Below are 17,813 nucleotides of genomic sequence, written 5' to 3'. Positions count from 1 at the left end.
AGGTATCATCCTTTCACAACTTTTAAAGTCAACAGAGTTGCTTTACTGACTATAAAAGTACTTTGATGTAACCTATTGTCTCATGTTAAAGTAAATTTTAAAATCCATGCGATTATTGACCGCTTACGTTCAATATCTTTTAAAAGACATAGAAACGTTTTTTATATTTTTTATGCATTTTTATTATTTTAGACTTGAATCCCAACCTGATCATCAAAAATTACTGATACGCTTCTTCTCCATGTATCAAAATTGTGCAATACTCCTTTAGACCTTCCTTATCAATAACGACAAGTTGATTTCGTTGCGTATCAATTATTCTTTTTTCTCTTAAAATTTTTAGATACTTCGCAAGGTTTGCACGATTCAATCCCACAAATTCCATGATTTCATATTGTGTGAGGTTAATTACATTTGATGAGTTGTTCAAATTATCAAGATAAATGTATAAAAAATTACTGATTTTTTGTATTCCACTATTGAATATTTGGTTAGTGCTCTCTAGTATTAAAAATGTAACCAAATTCATGTATGCTCGAAACATTTCATCACATAAATCTTCGTTCTCTTTTAAATACTTAAAAAAAGATTTACGATCAAATGCATACACCCGCATATTGCTTATAGCTTTTAACCTCAATGCTTTCATCTCTTCCCAGTTTCCAGGGTGGTAAAGTGGAGCAAAGTAGCCTTTTCCATAAAAAGAATACGATTTCACTTTCCCACTTTCATGACTAAAAGATGCCGCTAGTGTCCCACTCAAGATATAGAATAGATCATCAAAATCATCTCCAAGCTTTTTTAAATCTTCATTTTTTCGATAAAGACGTTCTTCATGTTCTAAACTTGCGAAATATGATTCAAATCTCGAAAAATCTCCAGGAAAATAATATTGCATTTTGTCCCCCTTTATTTCAAACTAGTTTGACCTCAAAATTGAACTTAGAGTATTGTACAGACTTTTCTTTATACAATAATAACACAAAACAAAATAAACCTGATATAAAACTTTACCAAAGCAATTTTATTCGAATTATCTCCAGATTATCTGTTGTGTATTACTTTTAGGACAGTTGACGGTGTTCAATACTAATACATACTTTATTTTTTACATTGATAATGCATATTTAGAATTTCAAAATAATATATTTATAATCTATAATCAATTTATAACTATTTTTGGTGTCTATCTTCTTAATCTGATCAAATCTAGGCAAAAGAAATTTAGTTATATTATATTCTTGAAAGGGAGGAAACAAAAATGCAAGAAAAAACACTAGTAAAACACACTCCTTACGTTCCGTATGACCCAGAAGTATTTACCTATGTAATGAGTGAAGGTGGTATGATCACTCCAGCTGGTTCTGGAGGTTTTCATCCATTTGAGTATGACGGATGGTACAAGGAATGCTTATCTTGGCATGAATCCTGCTATATTCATGCTGGACTTAATCCAATTAACACATACAAAATTAAGGGGCCTGATGCAATAAAACTTCTCGCTGATCATAGTGTCAATAGTTTTAAGAACTTTCCTGTTGGGAGATCAAAACACTTAATTATGTGCAACGAAAATGGTCATATCATTATCCACGGTCTTGCTCAGCATGTCGCTGAAAATGAAGTGATTACTTACTGGTTATGGCCCTATTTGGAATTCGCCATAAAATCCGGTGATTACGATGTTACTACTGAAAATCTAACAGGCAAAGTATTTGGTTACCAAATGGGTGGACCGCGAAACCTTGAGATTTTAGAAGCTGCTTGCGGTGAAAACCTTCATGATATAGGGTTCTTACGATATAAGTATACAAAGATCGCCGGCAAAGATGTAATGATTTATCGAATCGGCATGGCTGGTAAATTAGCGTATGAAGTGCATGGCAAAATTGAAGATGCTCTTCCGGTATATGAAGCCATATTAGAAGCTGGTAAATCTTTTGGACTCGTTAAACTTGGAAGGCATGCCTATCGTGTGGTTCACACCGAAGCAGGATTTCCGCAAGTGACAGTACACTTCCCTTTCGCTGGACGTGAGGGCATGGTTGAATACTTCATGGGACTTGATCTTACTCAATTAGCAATGCCCAGTTTCACTGGAAGCCTTCCTGCTAATCATAAATTGCAGCTTCGTACTCCATACGATCTCGGTTGGGGCAACTGGGTAAATTTTGATCACGATTTTATTGGTAAGGAAGCTTTAAAAAAAGTATCCAATGAATCAAAGTATACAGTAGCTATGTTAGAATGGGATCCAGAAAGTGTATTAAGTATATATCGTGCTAACTTTGACGAAACAAAAAATATATCTGTAATGGAGTGGGCTGAAGATTTCTCAAATTTTCGAGGGAGCAATGAGTATCACAGCGATTTAATACTCGATAAAAATGGAAATGAAATTGGTGCTAGTTCGGGAAGGTACTTCAGTCCTTATTTTCATAAAATGCTTTCACTTGCTACTATTGAAACCAAGTTTGCCTCAATAGGAACAAAAGTAAATGTCCTTTGGGGTGATCCCGGTACTGATCAGATGAAAATTGAGGCTGTCGTTGCAAAGTATCCATACATAGATGAAGACCGAAATGAGCATGTGGATACGAGCACAATTCCTTATGGTTTTAAATAAAACAAATCTTCTACTACAATAAATAATAATTGCAGCTTGCAAAGATAATTTATCTTTGCAAGCTGCAATTTTGTTAACTCAAATTTTGCTTTAGCCTTTAACTTCTACTTTAAAACCTTTTTACACAAATCAATAAATGGCGCTATTGCGATATTTTGATTTTCAGGTTTGTGTGCAATTGCCATATCAATGAAACAATCTTCATTAGAAATCGGAATATATTTTAATTTTGAGAACGGAATATCCCTTAACTGAGATGGCAATATTAATATTCCTTCTCCCGATTGAGCGGCAAGGATCGCGGCTTCTAAATTATTTACTAATTTACGCTTTTCAATAATTAGTCCATATTTATTACAAAGCTGATATATATATCTTGAATAACTATTGAAGAAAAAGTCATCGATATCCAAAAATATCTCATTATTTAAATCTTCCAAACACAACGTTTCATTCTTTGACAAAATATGATCATGTCTAATTGCAACTATAAGTTGCTCACGCTTAACAACCTGAAATTCAAGTCTTTCAGATCCTAAAAAATTTAATTTCAAAATAATTCCTAAATCGAAATTCCCACTTAGAAGATTCTCAATGACGGGTATAGGATACGATGGAAATATGTTTATATTTACATTTGGATATATATCTTTAAACTTATCAAGTACGGGCGAAAGATATTGATCAACTGCGTAGTAAAGTATGCCAATCTGGAGATTGGAAGAAAAACCAGTTTTAATTGATTCCATCTTGTCCATCATTTGATCAAAAGTTTTAACGATTACTTCTGCTAACTCAATAAAGTACTTACCTTCCTCAGTTATATGAACAGAGTGTTTAGTTCGAACAAACAATTTAACTCCAATTTTTTCTTCTACATCTTTTATATGTCTACTTAAAACAGGTTGTGTAATATGAACAATCTCTGCTGCTGCTGTGAAATTCAAGTATTTTGCTAATATAATGCACTCTCTTAAATATTCTATATCCATAAAACCCTCCTCAAAAATTTAAATCTTGTAAAGAAATGCTTTCTACAATATCAATATTATAACACTTGTAAAAATTCCATTCTATAATTTTTCATTATTGAAATCTTTCTTAAAACAAAAACCGCATCAGCAAGCTGATCCGGCACATGTAATATTATTACAATTATAGAAAATATCGGCGGAGGCGGAGCGTACAGTGTAGCACAGCAAATAGATAAAGCCACCTATTTTCGACCCGACCCAAGTATGCCAAAATTATGGACAGAAGTCAATGGCCTTAATATGTTTTATGTGTACAGATATGAAATCCATCTTCTCGATTAATATATCCTTATAGCAAAAACACTCTTGTTCATTAACTTCTAGGTACGTTAACAACATTGAAGTTATATGTTCAGATCTTAGGAAAACTGTCTAGTTTAGTGTTTACCATCCAAGTTCACACTCATGACTTTTCGACAGGATTAAAAAATATCATACTAAAATACGTAACGGTATTCAGCCCATTATTATATTTTATATTACATACTTGGGCTTGTTTCATCACCAGAATTCCATATGCTTCTGTGGCTGGGTACATTCTGTTCGGGTAACGACAAAGATCCTTGGGATATGTACAGTTCTTGCAGACCGAGCAGCCTTCTGTCGATAAAATCAATGAATCTTCATAATTCTCTCTAAAAACTAGCCCCACTCGGTCGGTCAATTTTTCATGCTCTTTTCTGGCATCCAACCATCCTTGAATATCATAGCTGTTTTTCATCTTTGTGGCTGTTGTAAACATAAATACATCAGTGTATTGACTACATCTTTTGCGGCATTCTTCGGTAGTTCCAACGGCGGGAGGACAAGCCCAATTAGTTCCATACATTCCACACGTATTTTTTTCACATAAATCTCTAACTTCATCAGAAAAAACAACATCTTCTGATTTAAAAAATGAGTATTCATGAATTGGAAGAGTTTTGACCTCATCTTCTATACTTTTCTTTTTCACACAACCAGCTCTCTTCCTTTACATTTTTACGTATCTATATTTTGATCACTAGAATAAATTATATCACTAAATGCAGTCTTTATTCTGGTTTCGAAGTTAAAACCTCGGTATTGATGCAGAAAGACAATATTTGTTATATATTGTTAAATTACACAAACTATCAGAAACACAAAAAAACCGCATCTACAAGCCGATGCGGCATATGTTATATTATTACAATTATAGAAAATATTGGTGGAGGCGGCGGGAATCGAACCCGCGTCCGAAAGCCAATTCACAAGAGTTTCTCCGAGTGCAGTCACTTATTTAATCTCGCCTTTTGGACTTCCAGTGACAGAATTCCAATCGGACCAGCCTCAATTATTCGTTTTACAGTCGAGACACCCTGTGAAACGGTTCCCTGCTAATTTGACGCCCGGATCCCTGATCGCAGGTCTTCTGGGTCGGACGAAAGCTGCTTACGCAGCTAAAGCGTAATTATTATTTTTAGCGTTTATATTTAGTTTGCCAATTTTAACGATGTTTGGCACATCGACTCGCTTCTCTTGCTTCAAAACCCCCGTCGAAGCCATTGCGCCCCCATATTGGTTGTAAGCTGATGATATCATAAATATCTTTAATGTGGCTTAAGACGATGAGTAGATCCTTCGCTGTGCTCAGGATGACGATCCATAGTATAGGAGTAGATCCTTCACTTTGCTCAGAATGACGGCAATGTGAACTCTGAATGACAAAGAAACTATTCGCTTCTGCGGTCTACTCTGGTCGCCTTCTGCATTCTACGTTCAGCATCTTTCTTTGCTATATCATGTCGCTTGTCGTATACTTTCTTTCCTTTTGCTAAAGCCAGCTGAACTTTAACCTTGCTTCCCTTGAAATAAAGACTTAATGGAACAAGGGTGTATCCTTGAGTCTGCTTCAACCCCATGAGTTTGTTTATCTCCCTTTTATGCATAAGAAGTTTTCTAATTCTCAGTGGATCCTTATTGAAGATATTCCCCTGCTCGTAAGGACTTATATGCAGATTATAGATATACAACTCTCCGTTGTGAACATCGGCATAGCTGTCCTTAAGATTTACCTTGCCGGCTCGCAGAGATTTTACCTCTGTGCCAAAAAGTTCTATCCCAGCCTCAAAAGTGTCTTCGATAAAGAAGTCGTGCCTGGCTTTTTTATTTTGTGCTATTGTTTTGGTTTCCATCTTCATAACTGCACCTCTAAATCTTTAAACAGACCACATCACATAATTATATGGCTATTCAGCTTCTTTGTCAACGACCGTAAAGTCCACTTGTCTAAGTGGTATGCTGACATTACTGACCTTTACTGTTATGGGATCTCCCAGTCTGTACTGTTTTTTTGTTCTTTCCCCTATAAATCTGTGATTTTTATCATCATATACGAAGTAGTCATTAAAATCTTGAACCCTGACCAAACCTTCGACAGTGTTTTTAAGTTCCACGAAAAAACCGAATGATGTGACGCTGGATATGATACCTTCGAATTCATCTCCGATTTTATCAACCATATACTCGGTTTTCTTGAGATCGTCCGTGTCTCTTTCTGCCTTTTCTGCCAGTCTTTCACGCATTGATGTATGATCGGCAATTTCCTGCATAGTTTTATTGTACTTCTTGATTTTTTTCTCAGTCAACTGATCCTTTATCATTTGGCTCATTATTCTATGTATCATTAGATCAGGATATCTTCTTATGGGCGAAGTGAAGTGGCAATAGTATTTTGCAGCCAAACCGTAATGACCAAGATTTTCCGGAGAATATTTGGCTTGCTGCATTGCCCTGAGTATAAGTCGGGACAAGAAATCTTCTTCATTTGTACCTTCTATGCTGTTTACCAATTCCTGAATAGCTGCTGGTTTTATTTCCTTACCTTTTTGGAGCTTATATCCGAAATTTGTCAAAAAATCCCTGAGTGCATCGAGTTTTTCAGTTGAAGGGTCTTCATGAATCCTGTACAAAAACGGCAAATTTGACCAAAACATAAATTCTGCTACTGTTTCATTACACACCAACATAAACTCTTCGATAATCTTATGAGAGATTGTTCTTTCATATAGTACAACATCTACAGTTTTGCCATTTTCATCAAGTATTATTTTTGACTCGGGAAAATCAAAATCAATGGCACCCCTTTTGTCTCTTCTTTCCACCCTGAGAATATTTGCGAGTTCCTCCATATCCTTAAATTCCTGAATGAAATTTGAATACCTGTCTATAAGCTCTTTGTTTTCTTCAAGTAAGATGTCTGTGACATCTTCGTAGTTCATCCGCTCATCGATCTTGATAACTGATTTGAATATTTCGTGAGATATTACCTTCCCCTTTTTGTCGATCTCCATCTCACAAGTAAATGCAAGCCTATCTTCACCTGCGTTGAGACTGCAGATACCATTGGATAGTTTTTGCGGCAACATTGGTATGACCCTGTCCACAAGATAAACGCTGGTTCCCCTTTCATATGCTTCTCTGTCAAGCGCAGTTTTTTCACCTACATAATGGCTGACATCTGCAATATGCACCCCAAGGGAAAAATTACCGTTGTCCAATCGTTTTATGGAAATAGCGTCATCAAGATCTTTTGCATCTTTTCCGTCTATAGTGACCATCTTTGTATTTCTCAAGTCTTTTCTATTTTCTACTTCAGCCAGGTCGACCTTGTCTGGTATTTTATTTGTCTCCGCCAATACTTCATCGGGAAATTCCACATTAAAGTCGTACTCCCTTATGATGGATACTATTTCTATTCCCTTGGTACCAGGTCCCCCCAGTACTTCGATGATTTTGCCTTCAGGATTTTTATTTTCATACCATGCCGTGATGTCAACAACTACCTTTTCTCCGTCTTTTGCCCCCATGGTTGCTGAATTTGGTATATATATGTCTTTGCACAGCTTGTCATTGTCAGGTATTACGAACCCAAAATTTCTATTCTTTTCGTAAGTACCTACGATCTTTTGATGTCCTCTTTCTATTATCTGATAAATTTCTCCTTCGTCACGTTTCTCAGTTTTCTTGATTATTTTAACAAGGACTTTATCCTTGTCCAAAGCTCCATTCAAATTTGATGCGCTAACAAATATATCGCTTCCAGTTATGGCATCGTCAGGGATGACAAAACCAAAACCCCGGGCATGCCCCTGCAAAGTACCTTTAACGTAAACATCTTTTGGGGGCACAATGTATTTTCCTTTTTTATTTTTCACGAGTTCGCCTTCAGATACCATTCTATCCAAGACTTTTTTAAAGTCATTTCTTTCCTTTTTGCTCTTTATGCCAATTACATACATAAGATCCTTGTAACCCATAGGCTTGTACTCGTCACTTTTGATTAAATCTATTATTACTTCCTTAATTTTCATTGCGCACCCCTCAATCGATTTACACTCGATATTTTTATCTTGATAAATATAAGAAACATATCAGCATCTGCACTGTCAATATTACCGGAACCCCGATCCTGAACTTTGGTTTCAGCGTCTTGTGTCGGAAAGCTTTCATGGAAAGCAAAGTTCCCAAGGCACCTCCAAAAACCGAAATAGAAATTAAAAATCTCTCCGATATGCGACTGTTGCCCTTAATGGCCATTCTTTTATCGTACCCCATGACCAATAATGCAAAAATATTTACTGCCATATATATTAAAACATATTCCTTCTCCATCTTGTACTCCTCAATATATAGTTTAACATATATAAATTTTCCCGTAAATTTAAAAAAGCCGCAGGAATGATCCTGCGACTTTGTGATCTGATTTATCTCATAAACAATGGTGCAAATACCAAAGAAACGATTGTCATTAGCTTTATAAGGATATTGATTGAAGGACCTGAAGTATCCTTGTACGGATCTCCTACAGTATCTCCAACAACAGCCGCTTTGTGAGCTTCGCTTCCTTTTCCGCCATGCGCTCCACCCTCGATGTATTTCTTGGCATTATCCCAAGCTCCACCGGAGTTAGCCATTTGAATAGCCATAAGGACACCTGACACAAGAGCGCCTGCAAGCAATCCGCCCAAAGCTTCGCTGCCAAGAAGTAATCCTGTTCCAAGAGGCAGTAATACTGCGATAAGGCCAGGAACGATCATCTTCTTAAGAGCTGCTGCGGTAGAAATGTCAACACAAGTAGCATAATCAGGCTTTCCAGTACCTTCCATGATTCCAGGAATAGTCTTGAACTGTCTTCTTACTTCTTCGATCATTTCGTTGGCCGCAGAACCTACAGCCTCCATTGTAAGAGCTGAGAATAAGTATGGAGCTGCTCCTCCAAGGAACAATCCTGCAATAACAAATGGATCCAATAAATCTATTTTTGCCAAACCTACAGCTTGTGAGTAAGATACGAATAATGCCAATGCAGTAAGGGCAGCTGATCCAATTGCAAAACCTTTACCAATAGCGGCAGTAGTGTTTCCTACAGCATCAAGTTTGTCAGTGATTCCTCTTACTTCTTTTGGAAGTCCCGCCATCTCAGCAATACCACCGGCATTGTCAGATATTGGGCCATAAGCATCTACAGCAATAGTGATACCTACGATAGAAAGCATACCTACGGCCGCTAAAGCGATTCCATAGATTCCTGCGAACAGGTATGCAGCCAAGATGGCTATTACGATACCCACGATTGGAAGAACAGTTGAGTACATTCCTACAGCCAAACCACTTATTATAGTGGTTGCAGCACCTGTTTCACTTTGCTGAGCTATTTTCTTTACTGAACTATAATCTTCTGAAGTGTATACTTCCGTAATTTTTCCAATTGCGATCCCTACAACAAGACCAGAAAGTATAGCTATGAACTCACCGGTTCCGTTGCTGTCGCTAATGTCGCCTAAGAAGTACTTGGCAAGTACGAAAGCTACAATCACCATTATGATTCCGCTTACGTAAGTAGCATTGTTCAAAGTTTTGTGTGGATCGCCTTTGTCTCCGCCCCTTACAAAGAATGTTCCAATAATGGAAGCTAAAATACCTATGGATGACAATATTACCGGGAACAAAACTCCTTGAATTCCATACACGATGGCTCCAAGCGTAACTGCCGAAATCAAAGATCCGACATATGACTCGAAAAGGTCAGATCCCATTCCTGCAACGTCACCAACGTTGTCACCAACGTTGTCTGCAATAACTGCAGGGTTTCTTGGATCGTCTTCAGGAATACCTGCTTCAACTTTTCCTACAAGGTCAGCTCCAACATCTGCAGCTTTTGTGTAAATCCCTCCGCCTACACGTCCGAAAAGAGCTATGGAAGAGGCTCCCAAGCCAAATCCAGTGATGATGGTAGCGTCTTTGAAAATTAAATACAAAACGCTTACTCCGATGATTCCAAGACCAACAACGCTCATACCCATGACGGCTCCGCCTGAGAATGCTACACCTAGTGCCTGGTTCATACCGGAAGTTCTTGCAGCATTCGCAGTTCTGACGTTTGCCTTTGTGGCAACCTTCATACCGAAAAATCCTGCTAAAACAGAAAAGAACGCTCCCACAAGGAACGATATGGCAGTCTTGATCCCAAGACCCGGCGTCACAGAAAGGACTACAAACAAGATCGCAGTGAATATGGCGATATATTTGTATTCTCTTCTTAGAAAAGCCATTGCACCCTCTTGAATATAAGATGCGATTTCTTTCATTCTGTCTGTTCCTTCATCTACTTTGCTTACCTTATTTGATAGATACAAAGCGAATAAAAGAGCGACAGCTCCCACTGCTGGGGCAAAATACAATAATTCCATCGTGTTAATTTCCTCCTTTAGTAAATGCTCTAAATTATTGAAAATATAAATGCAGCTAACATAAATACAACAGCGGAAATCGTAGTGGCTCTTTCAAGCATGGCTTCATAGCCTTTAGCCTTTTTCTTTCCGAAAAGAGTTTCTGCTCCACCTGCGATAGATCCTGAAAGACCTGCGCTTTTTCCTGGTTGAAGCAATATGCTTGCGATCAGCACGATGCTGGACAATACGATCAATACCAATAATAAAGTTTCCATTTTCTTACCTCCCCTAACGGTCAACATATGTATTGTAACATAGGCAAATGGGAATATCAATTTTATTTTGGAAAAATTTATTTTCATTTAGTATGTCACATTTACTTAAACAGAGCACCTCAAGAGAGATGCTCTGTTATATATGTTATTTTTTTAGGTTGTAAAATGTTTTTATGCCGTCATATTGAGCTGAATCCCAAAGTTCTTCTTCTATTCTAAGCAATTGGTTGTATTTTACCACCCTGTCAGTCCTTGATGGTGCACCCGTCTTGATCTGACCAGCATTGACCGCAACAACCAGGTCTGCGATCGTAGTATCTTCAGTCTCACCTGATCTGTGGGATACTACAGCAGTATAACCTGCTTTTTTTGCCATCTCAATGGAGTCCAAAGTCTCAGTGATGGTTCCAATCTGATTCACTTTTACAAGTATCGAGTTGGCAACTCCCATTTCGATTCCTTTGGCAAGTCTTTCGGTGTTTGTAACAAACAAGTCATCGCCAACAAGCTGAACCTTGTCTTTAAGTCTGTCAGTCATAAACTTCCAACCTTCCCAGTCATCTTCAGACAAACCGTCTTCGATTGAGATGATAGGATATTTATCGATCATCTTTTCGTAGAAATCTACCATTTCTTCAGCGGTCTTGACTACACCTTCGCCTACCAAATGATATTTTCCGTCTTCTTTGAACATTTCAGTGGCAGCAACGTCCATTGCCAGGCAAACTTGCTCTCCTGGAACAAATCCTGCAGCTTTAATGGCTTCCATTATAACTTCAAGTGCAGCTTCGTTGGAAGTAAGGTTTGGAGCAAATCCACCTTCGTCACCTACTGAGGTATTAAGACCTTTTGAGCTAAGTACTTTTTTAAGGTTGTGGAATATTTCCGCACACATTCTCAGTGCTTCTCTGAAAGATTCGGCACCTACGGGCATAACCATGAATTCCTGGATGTCAACGTTGTTGTCGGCATGCTCTCCACCGTTAAGGATGTTCATCATGGGTACAGGAAGTTTCTTGGCATTTACTCCTCCAATGTACTGGTATAGTGACAATCCCAATGCGTCAGCAGCTGCTCTAGCCACAGCCATGGAAACACCAAGTATGGCATTTGCGCCAAGTTTAGCCTTGTTAAGAGTTCCGTCCAAGTCGATCATGATCTGATCGATGCCAACTTGATCCAGGGCATTAAGTCCTACTATTTCCGGGGCAATAATTTCATTAACGTTTTCCACTGCCTTTAAAACGCCTTTTCCCATGTATCTGTTCTTGTCTCCGTCTCTCAATTCTACAGCTTCGAAAGCTCCTGTCGAGGCTCCCGACGGAACAGCAGCTCTTCCGATGGAACCACATTCCAGTGTTACTTCGACCTCAACAGTCGGATTTCCTCTTGAATCCAAAATTTCTCTTGCAAAAACATCATTTATTATTGTCATTTTTTAGTGCTCCCTTCAAATTTGTTTATTTATCAATAAGGCTTTCTCCTGTCATCTCAACAGGTTTTTCAAGGCCTTGAAGATCAAGTATTGTTGGTGCTATGTCAGCAAGTCTTCCGTCCTTTAATTTCAAATCATCATTTCCAAACAAGATCAACTTGACCGGATTGGTAGTATGAGCAGTAAAGACTTTTTTTGTAACAGGATCGATCATCTGCTCGGCATTGCCGTGGTCTGCAGTTATGAGCGCTATCCCGCCCTTTTTCTCTATGGCCTCCAGTGTCCTTCCCAGGCATCGATCCACGGTTTCCACAGCTTTGACTGCCGCTTCGAACACACCTGTGTGCCCAACCATGTCGCAGTTCGCATAATTGAGGACTATCAGAGAATAATCGTTGTTCTCTATGGCCTCAACTACCTTGTCAGTCACCTCTTCAGCACTCATTTCAGGCTTTAAATCGTATGTGGCTACCTGTGGTGATGGAACCAGGATCCTGTCTTCCAAAGGATATTCCTTTTCCACACCCCCGTTAAAGAAATATGTGACGTGCGCATATTTTTCCGTCTCTGCTATCCTTAGCTGTTTCAGACCCTTTTGACTCATGTATTCACCAAGAGTATTATTCACTGATTGTGGTGTAAAGGCAACCTTCAAGTTCTCCAAAGATTTGTCATACATCGTCATCGTCACCATGTTGACATTTAAAAATCCAGTTTTTCTTTCAAAGCCGTCAAAGTTTTCTTCGGTCAATGCCCTTGTCATCTGTCTTGCCCTGTCGGGTCTAAAGTTGAAAAATATGATAGAATCTCCGCTTTTAATAAGTCCTACGGGTTTATCATTTTCAACTATAACAGAAGGCAAAACGAATTCATCTGTAGTACCGTCATCGTATGATGATTGAACGGCTTCTTCAGCAGAATCGCAGTAGATCCCACCCAAACCGGCAGTCATCACATCGTAGGACTGCATGCATCTCTTCCATCTGTTGTCCCTGTCCATGGCATAATACCTTCCGGAAACGGATGCTATTTCCCCTATACCTGTCTCTCTGATTTTTTCATTTAATTCTTTGATATATCCCAAACCGCTATTTGGTGGAGTATCCCTTCCATCAAGAAAAGCATGAACGTACACTTTCTTCAGGCCTTTTTTCTTGGCCAACTCCAGCAACGCATAGAGATGAGTATTGTGGCTGTGTACGCCTCCGTCTGAAAGAAGTCCCATGATGTGCAGTGCTTTGTCGTTTTTCAACGCATATTCCATTGCGCCCACGAGATTTTCATTTTCAAAAAAGTCTCCATCTTCTATGGATTTTGTTATTCTCGTCAACTCTTGGTATACTATCCTTCCGCCACCCATGTTTAAATGGCCTACTTCAGAGTTACCCATCTGTCCATCGGGCAAACCAACATCTCTCCCGCTGCACTTGATAAATGAGTGTGGTTTTTCCGACCACAACTTGTCGAGCAAGGGCGTATTTGCAGCAACCGTGGCATTGCCCTCCACATTTTCCGAATATCCATATCCGTCAAGAATGATAATAGCTGTTAGCATTACGTCCCCCTTTCTGAAGCATATCAAGCTTCATAGTTTACAAGGCTTGCAAAGTCCTCTTTAAGGCTTGCACCGCCTACCAGTGCTCCATCTATGTTTTCCATTCCCATAAGTTCATTCACATTATTTGCATTTACGCTTCCGCCGTATTGTATCCTTACAGCCTGAGAAACTTTATTGTCATACATTTCTTCAATAGTATTTCTTATCCATCCACAGACTTCTTCCGCCTGTTCACTGCTGGCCGTTTTACCTGTTCCGATGGCCCATATGGGTTCATAAGCAACTACAACTTTAGGTGCATCAGATCCCGAAACATCTTTAAATGCCGCTTTGACCTGATTTGTAACTATTGTTTTTTCCTGTCCTGCTTCCCGCTGTTCCAGTGATTCTCCCACGCATACTATGGGAACCAATTTCTTTTCTATTGCCTTAACGAGCTTTTTGTTTACTGTCTCGTCTGTTTCATTGAAATATTGTCTTCTCTCGGAGTGGCCGATGATCACATATTTGACTCCTGCCTCAACAAGCATGTCTGCACTGATTTCACCAGTAAAAGCTCCCGAGTTCTCAAAGTGCATGTTTTGAGCTCCAACACCGATCTTGGTTCCTTCAATTTCCTCTATTACCGCTCCGATAGACGTGAAAGTAGGACACACTACAACTTCTACCTTGTCGGTGTCAATTTTGTTTTTCAACATTTGGATCAAAGTTCTGGCCTCTGCTGCAGTTTTGTTCATTTTCCAGTTTCCTGCTATTATAGGTTTTCTCAAGTAAGTTTCCCCCTTATTTATCTTGTAGAATTTCTATCCCCGGCAATGCTTTTCCTTCCAAAAATGTCAACGATGCCCCTCCGCCAGTGGAGATATGAGTCATCTTGTCGGCAAAACCCAGGTTTACAGCTGCTGATGCCGAGTCTCCTCCGCCTACGATGGTAGTGGCATCCGATTCAGCCATGGCTTTGGCAACTGCAATCGTTCCGTTTGCAAATGCTTCAAACTCAAACACTCCCATAGGTCCGTTCCATATAACAAGCTTGGATCCTTTTATTGTGTCGGCAAAGATCTTCGCCGTCTCACCGCCAATATCTAGCCCCATATGATCCGCAGGTATGGAATCTACCTTGACGGTTTTATGGTTTGCATCTGCTGCGAATTTTTCGGCAACCACTATGTCTACAGGAAGCAAAAGATTGATCTTCTTTTCCTTTGCTTTTTCCATAAGTTCTTTCGCCAATTCAATCTTGTCTTCCTCCAATAATGAGGTGCCGATTTCGTGTCCCATCGCTTTCAGGAAAGTATACGCCATCCCCCCGCCGATTATTAGATTGTCGACTTTTTCCATCAAATTATTGATTACTCCAATCTTGTCGGAAACCTTTGCACCTCCAAGTATTGCAGTAAAAGGTCTTTGTGGGTCATCCAGTGCGCTTCCCAAAAATCTGAGTTCTTTCTCTATCAACAAACCACATACAGCAGGTATATAATCGGCAACTCCTGCAGTAGAAGCATGAGCTCGGTGAACAGCTCCGAAAGCATCATTTACAAAGATGTCCGCAAGTGAAGCAAGTTCTTTTGAAAATCCAGGATCGTTGTCGGTCTCTTCTTTTCTGAACCTGGTGTTCTGAAGAAGAACCACGTCTCCTTCCTGCATGTTGGCTGTTGCTTTTTTTGCATTCTCTCCGACGACTTCGTCGTCATAAGCGAACATTACAGGTCTTTCAAGAAGTTTTGATAATTCTGCCGCAACTGGGGCCAATGAATATTTAGGATCTGGAGATCCCTTGGGCCTGCCAAGGTGTGACATCAAAATCAGCTTGCCGCCGTTTTCCAAAATATAATTAATTGTTGGCAATGTGGCCGTTATCCTTGTGTTGTCAGTTATAGTCTCTCCGTCGAGTGGTACGTTGAAATCAGCTCGCATAAGAACCTTTTTACCTTTTAAATCGATATCCATGATGCTCTTTTTTGCCATTTTAATACTCCTTTCGCACAAACGCCTTCAGTTTGAATAACAATAATTTTTAACAGTCACGCGTTAAAACAGATAATATAGTAGAAAAAGGAAAGGGTATCCCCTTCCCTTTCTATATAAGACTAGATTATTTTACCATGTCTGCTACAAATTTCGCCAATCTAACTAGTTGGGAAGTATAGCTCATTTCGTTATCGTACCAAGAAACCACTTTTACCAATTGCTCGCCGTCAGCTTCAAGCACCTTAGTTTGAGATGCATCGAACAATGAACCAAAGTTGATTCCAATAACATCTGAAGATACTATAGGCTCTTCAGTGTATCCCAAAGTTTCGTTTGCCGCTTCTTTCATTGCAGCATTGATTTCCTCTGCAGTTGTTTTCTTTGAAAGCTTGACAGTAAGATCTACCAATGATCCAGTAGTTACAGGGACTCTCATTGCGCCTCCGTCAAGTTTACCGTTAAGCTCCGGAAGTACCAGACCTACAGCTGCTGCCGCTCCTGTACTTGTAGGAACGATATTTGCCGCTGCCGCTCTACCTCTTCTCAAGTCCTTGTGAGGACCGTCCAAAGTAGCCTGGTCATTTGTGTAAGCATGGATAGTAGTCATAAGACCGCTTTCCAATCCGAATTTGTCATTTAGCACTTTTGCAAAAGGTGCCAGACAGTTTGTAGTACAAGAAGCACCACTCACTACAGTTTCCGATCCATCCAATATTTCATGGTTTACATTGTAAACTACAGTTTTAAGGTCTCCCTTCGCTGGAGCACTGATCAGTACTTTTTTTGCTCCCGCTTTAATGTGTTTCTCAGCAAGGTCTTTTGTAGCGAAGAATCCTGTAGACTCTATTACTACATCTACATCAAGTGTTCCCCATGGAAGGTTCTCAGGATCTCTTTCTGCAGAAATCTTGATTTCTTTTCCATCTACAGTTATGAAACCATCGCCTGCAGATATGGAATCTGTCTTGTATTTTCCTTGTGACGTGTCGTATTTCAATAAATAAGCCAGGGATTTTGCGTCTGTCAAGTCATTAATCGCCACTATGTCAAAACTCGGATCGTCAAACATCAATCTGAACGCCAAACGTCCTATCCTTCCAAAACCATTAATCGCAACTTTTACTGTCATTAAAAATTCCTCCTTAAATTATATTAAAAATTTTTTTTGCAGCGCTCTCATCTGTTACTAAAACCATGTCTTTCTTGACCTTTGAAACTGCTATTATTGCCTTTGCTTTTGCTGCTCCGCCTGAAACGGCCACAGCATGTTCAATGTTCTTATACCCTTCAATTGTGATTCCAACACTACTTGAAGGAAAAATCATTTTCCCTTCCTGATCGAAAAAATGTCCGAAGGCTTCAGATACTGCATTCAGCTTCTCCAATTCAGAAATTTTATCTTGGGAAAGTTTTCTTGCCTTGGCCATGACATCGGCTCTTCCAATACCAAAAATCAAAATGTCGATTTCTTTTAGCCTGTCAAAAACCTCTTTGATCTGAGGATCGTTCTTCAGTGCTTCCAAAATGTCCTTGTCGATATTGTCGGGCAGATACATCATCTCTTTTTGAGCACCGATCTTGGCTGCCATCAAGGATGCTATGCTGTTGGCTTGAGTGGAATGACTCTTTCCTATTCCGCCTCTTGCCGGTATTACCGTTGCCTTGGGAAAATTCAGCTGTGGCATGTTTGCTGCTACTGAAGCAACTGATTTTCCTCCAGTAAGACCGATAACTGAATCGGCTTTTATAAGACCACTGACATATCTTGCGGCCTTTTGACCCATAAAATCCAATACAGTGTTGCTAGTCTCACAATCTCCCGGTACGATAAATACTTTTCGTATACCCAGAATCGACCTTAATTTCTCGGCTAAAGCGTCAAAATTTTTGTAAGCGTAAATCACTTCTTTCAAGTCATCCAAAATGCCTTCTCCAAGAGGTGACAATAAAATTCCTTGTCTTTCAACATTAACAAAGCCTTCCTTGGAAAAAAAATCGATCTCATTTCTTATATGCCTTTCACTGACATTCAAGATATTTGCGAGATGTCTTCTGCCAACAGGTTGGTTTTCCTTTAGCTCTGCCAGGATGTTAAATCTAAGCTCCATCAATTCTACCACTTCAGGCAGGATTTGTTTTTGTATTTCGATAAATTGATTTTTATCCAAATAAATCCCCCCAAACTTTTTAATGGGATATTTTTGTCCCGCTGGGTC

At 39.2% G+C, this 17,813-nt stretch carries 15 protein-coding genes and 1 other RNA gene; 1 reads left to right on the top strand and 15 read right to left on the bottom strand.

Annotated features, from left to right (window positions below):
• Positions 1–220: 220 nt before the first annotated feature.
• A complete protein-coding gene (locus tag IWB18_RS08815; protein ID WP_195683260.1) occupies positions 221–898 on the bottom strand; it encodes a Crp/Fnr family transcriptional regulator in 678 nt (225 codons plus the stop codon).
• A gap of 363 nt (positions 899–1,261) precedes the next feature.
• Between IWB18_RS08815 and IWB18_RS08810 the strand changes: the two genes are divergently transcribed.
• Positions 1,262–2,626, top strand: a complete 1,365-nt coding sequence (locus IWB18_RS08810) for an aminomethyl transferase family protein (RefSeq protein ID WP_195683259.1) — start codon at positions 1,262–1,264, stop codon at positions 2,624–2,626.
• A 104-nt stretch (positions 2,627–2,730) separates the two neighbouring features.
• Here the strand turns inward: IWB18_RS08810 and IWB18_RS08805 are convergent, their stop codons facing one another.
• The 14 genes from IWB18_RS08805 to IWB18_RS08740 form a co-directional block, all read right to left on the bottom strand.
• Positions 2,731–3,618, bottom strand: a complete 888-nt coding sequence (locus tag IWB18_RS08805; RefSeq protein WP_195683258.1) for a LysR family transcriptional regulator — start codon at positions 3,616–3,618, stop codon at positions 2,731–2,733.
• Positions 3,619–4,063: 445 nt separating this feature from the next.
• Positions 4,064–4,615, bottom strand: coding sequence for a DUF2284 domain-containing protein (locus IWB18_RS08800; protein ID WP_195683257.1), 552 nt, complete (start codon positions 4,613–4,615; stop codon positions 4,064–4,066).
• A 232-nt stretch (positions 4,616–4,847) separates the two neighbouring features.
• Positions 4,848–5,196: a transfer-messenger RNA gene (gene ssrA, locus IWB18_RS08795) on the bottom strand.
• Positions 5,197–5,354: 158 nt separating this feature from the next.
• Positions 5,355–5,822: an SsrA-binding protein SmpB gene (smpB, locus tag IWB18_RS08790; protein ID WP_195683256.1), complete on the bottom strand. Its 468-nt coding sequence runs from the start codon at positions 5,820–5,822 to the stop codon at positions 5,355–5,357.
• 48 nt (positions 5,823–5,870) lie between these two features.
• Entirely contained in the window at positions 5,871–7,994 is a 2,124-nt protein-coding gene (gene rnr, locus IWB18_RS08785; RefSeq protein WP_195683255.1) for a ribonuclease R, read from the bottom strand.
• Between the two features lie 34 nt (positions 7,995–8,028).
• Positions 8,029–8,295, bottom strand: coding sequence for a DUF1294 domain-containing protein (locus IWB18_RS08780; protein WP_195683254.1), 267 nt, complete (start codon positions 8,293–8,295; stop codon positions 8,029–8,031).
• A gap of 92 nt (positions 8,296–8,387) precedes the next feature.
• Positions 8,388–10,373, bottom strand: a complete 1,986-nt coding sequence (locus tag IWB18_RS08775; RefSeq protein WP_195683253.1) for a sodium-translocating pyrophosphatase — start codon at positions 10,371–10,373, stop codon at positions 8,388–8,390.
• Positions 10,374–10,402: 29 nt separating this feature from the next.
• Complete coding sequence (secG, locus tag IWB18_RS08770) at positions 10,403–10,630, bottom strand: preprotein translocase subunit SecG (protein ID WP_195683252.1); 228 nt, start codon at positions 10,628–10,630, stop codon at positions 10,403–10,405.
• A 145-nt stretch (positions 10,631–10,775) separates the two neighbouring features.
• Positions 10,776–12,065 (bottom strand): phosphopyruvate hydratase, encoded by a 1,290-nt coding sequence (eno, locus tag IWB18_RS08765; RefSeq protein WP_195683251.1) that lies wholly within the window; start codon positions 12,063–12,065, stop codon positions 10,776–10,778.
• 25 nt (positions 12,066–12,090) lie between these two features.
• A complete protein-coding gene (gene gpmI, locus IWB18_RS08760; protein WP_195683250.1) occupies positions 12,091–13,620 on the bottom strand; it encodes a 2,3-bisphosphoglycerate-independent phosphoglycerate mutase in 1,530 nt (509 codons plus the stop codon).
• A 23-nt stretch (positions 13,621–13,643) separates the two neighbouring features.
• On the bottom strand, positions 13,644–14,393 hold the full coding sequence (tpiA, locus tag IWB18_RS08755; protein ID WP_195683249.1) for a triose-phosphate isomerase: 750 nt from the start codon (positions 14,391–14,393) through the stop codon (positions 13,644–13,646).
• Between the two features lie 13 nt (positions 14,394–14,406).
• Entirely contained in the window at positions 14,407–15,600 is a 1,194-nt protein-coding gene (locus IWB18_RS08750) for a phosphoglycerate kinase (RefSeq protein WP_332310682.1), read from the bottom strand.
• 121 nt (positions 15,601–15,721) lie between these two features.
• On the bottom strand, positions 15,722–16,726 hold the full coding sequence (gene gap, locus IWB18_RS08745; RefSeq protein ID WP_195683247.1) for a type I glyceraldehyde-3-phosphate dehydrogenase: 1,005 nt from the start codon (positions 16,724–16,726) through the stop codon (positions 15,722–15,724).
• A 13-nt stretch (positions 16,727–16,739) separates the two neighbouring features.
• The gene (locus IWB18_RS08740; RefSeq protein ID WP_195683246.1) at positions 16,740–17,765 is read right to left on the bottom strand and encodes a sugar-binding transcriptional regulator; all 1,026 of its coding nucleotides are present in this window, start codon (positions 17,763–17,765) and stop codon (positions 16,740–16,742) included.
• Between the last annotated feature and the right edge of the window lie 48 nt (positions 17,766–17,813).

The organism is Alkalibacter mobilis (assembly GCF_015594845.1).
Lineage (GTDB): Bacteria > Bacillota > Clostridia > Eubacteriales > Alkalibacteraceae > Alkalibacter > Alkalibacter mobilis.
This window is presented reverse-complemented; position numbering and strand designations above follow the sequence as displayed.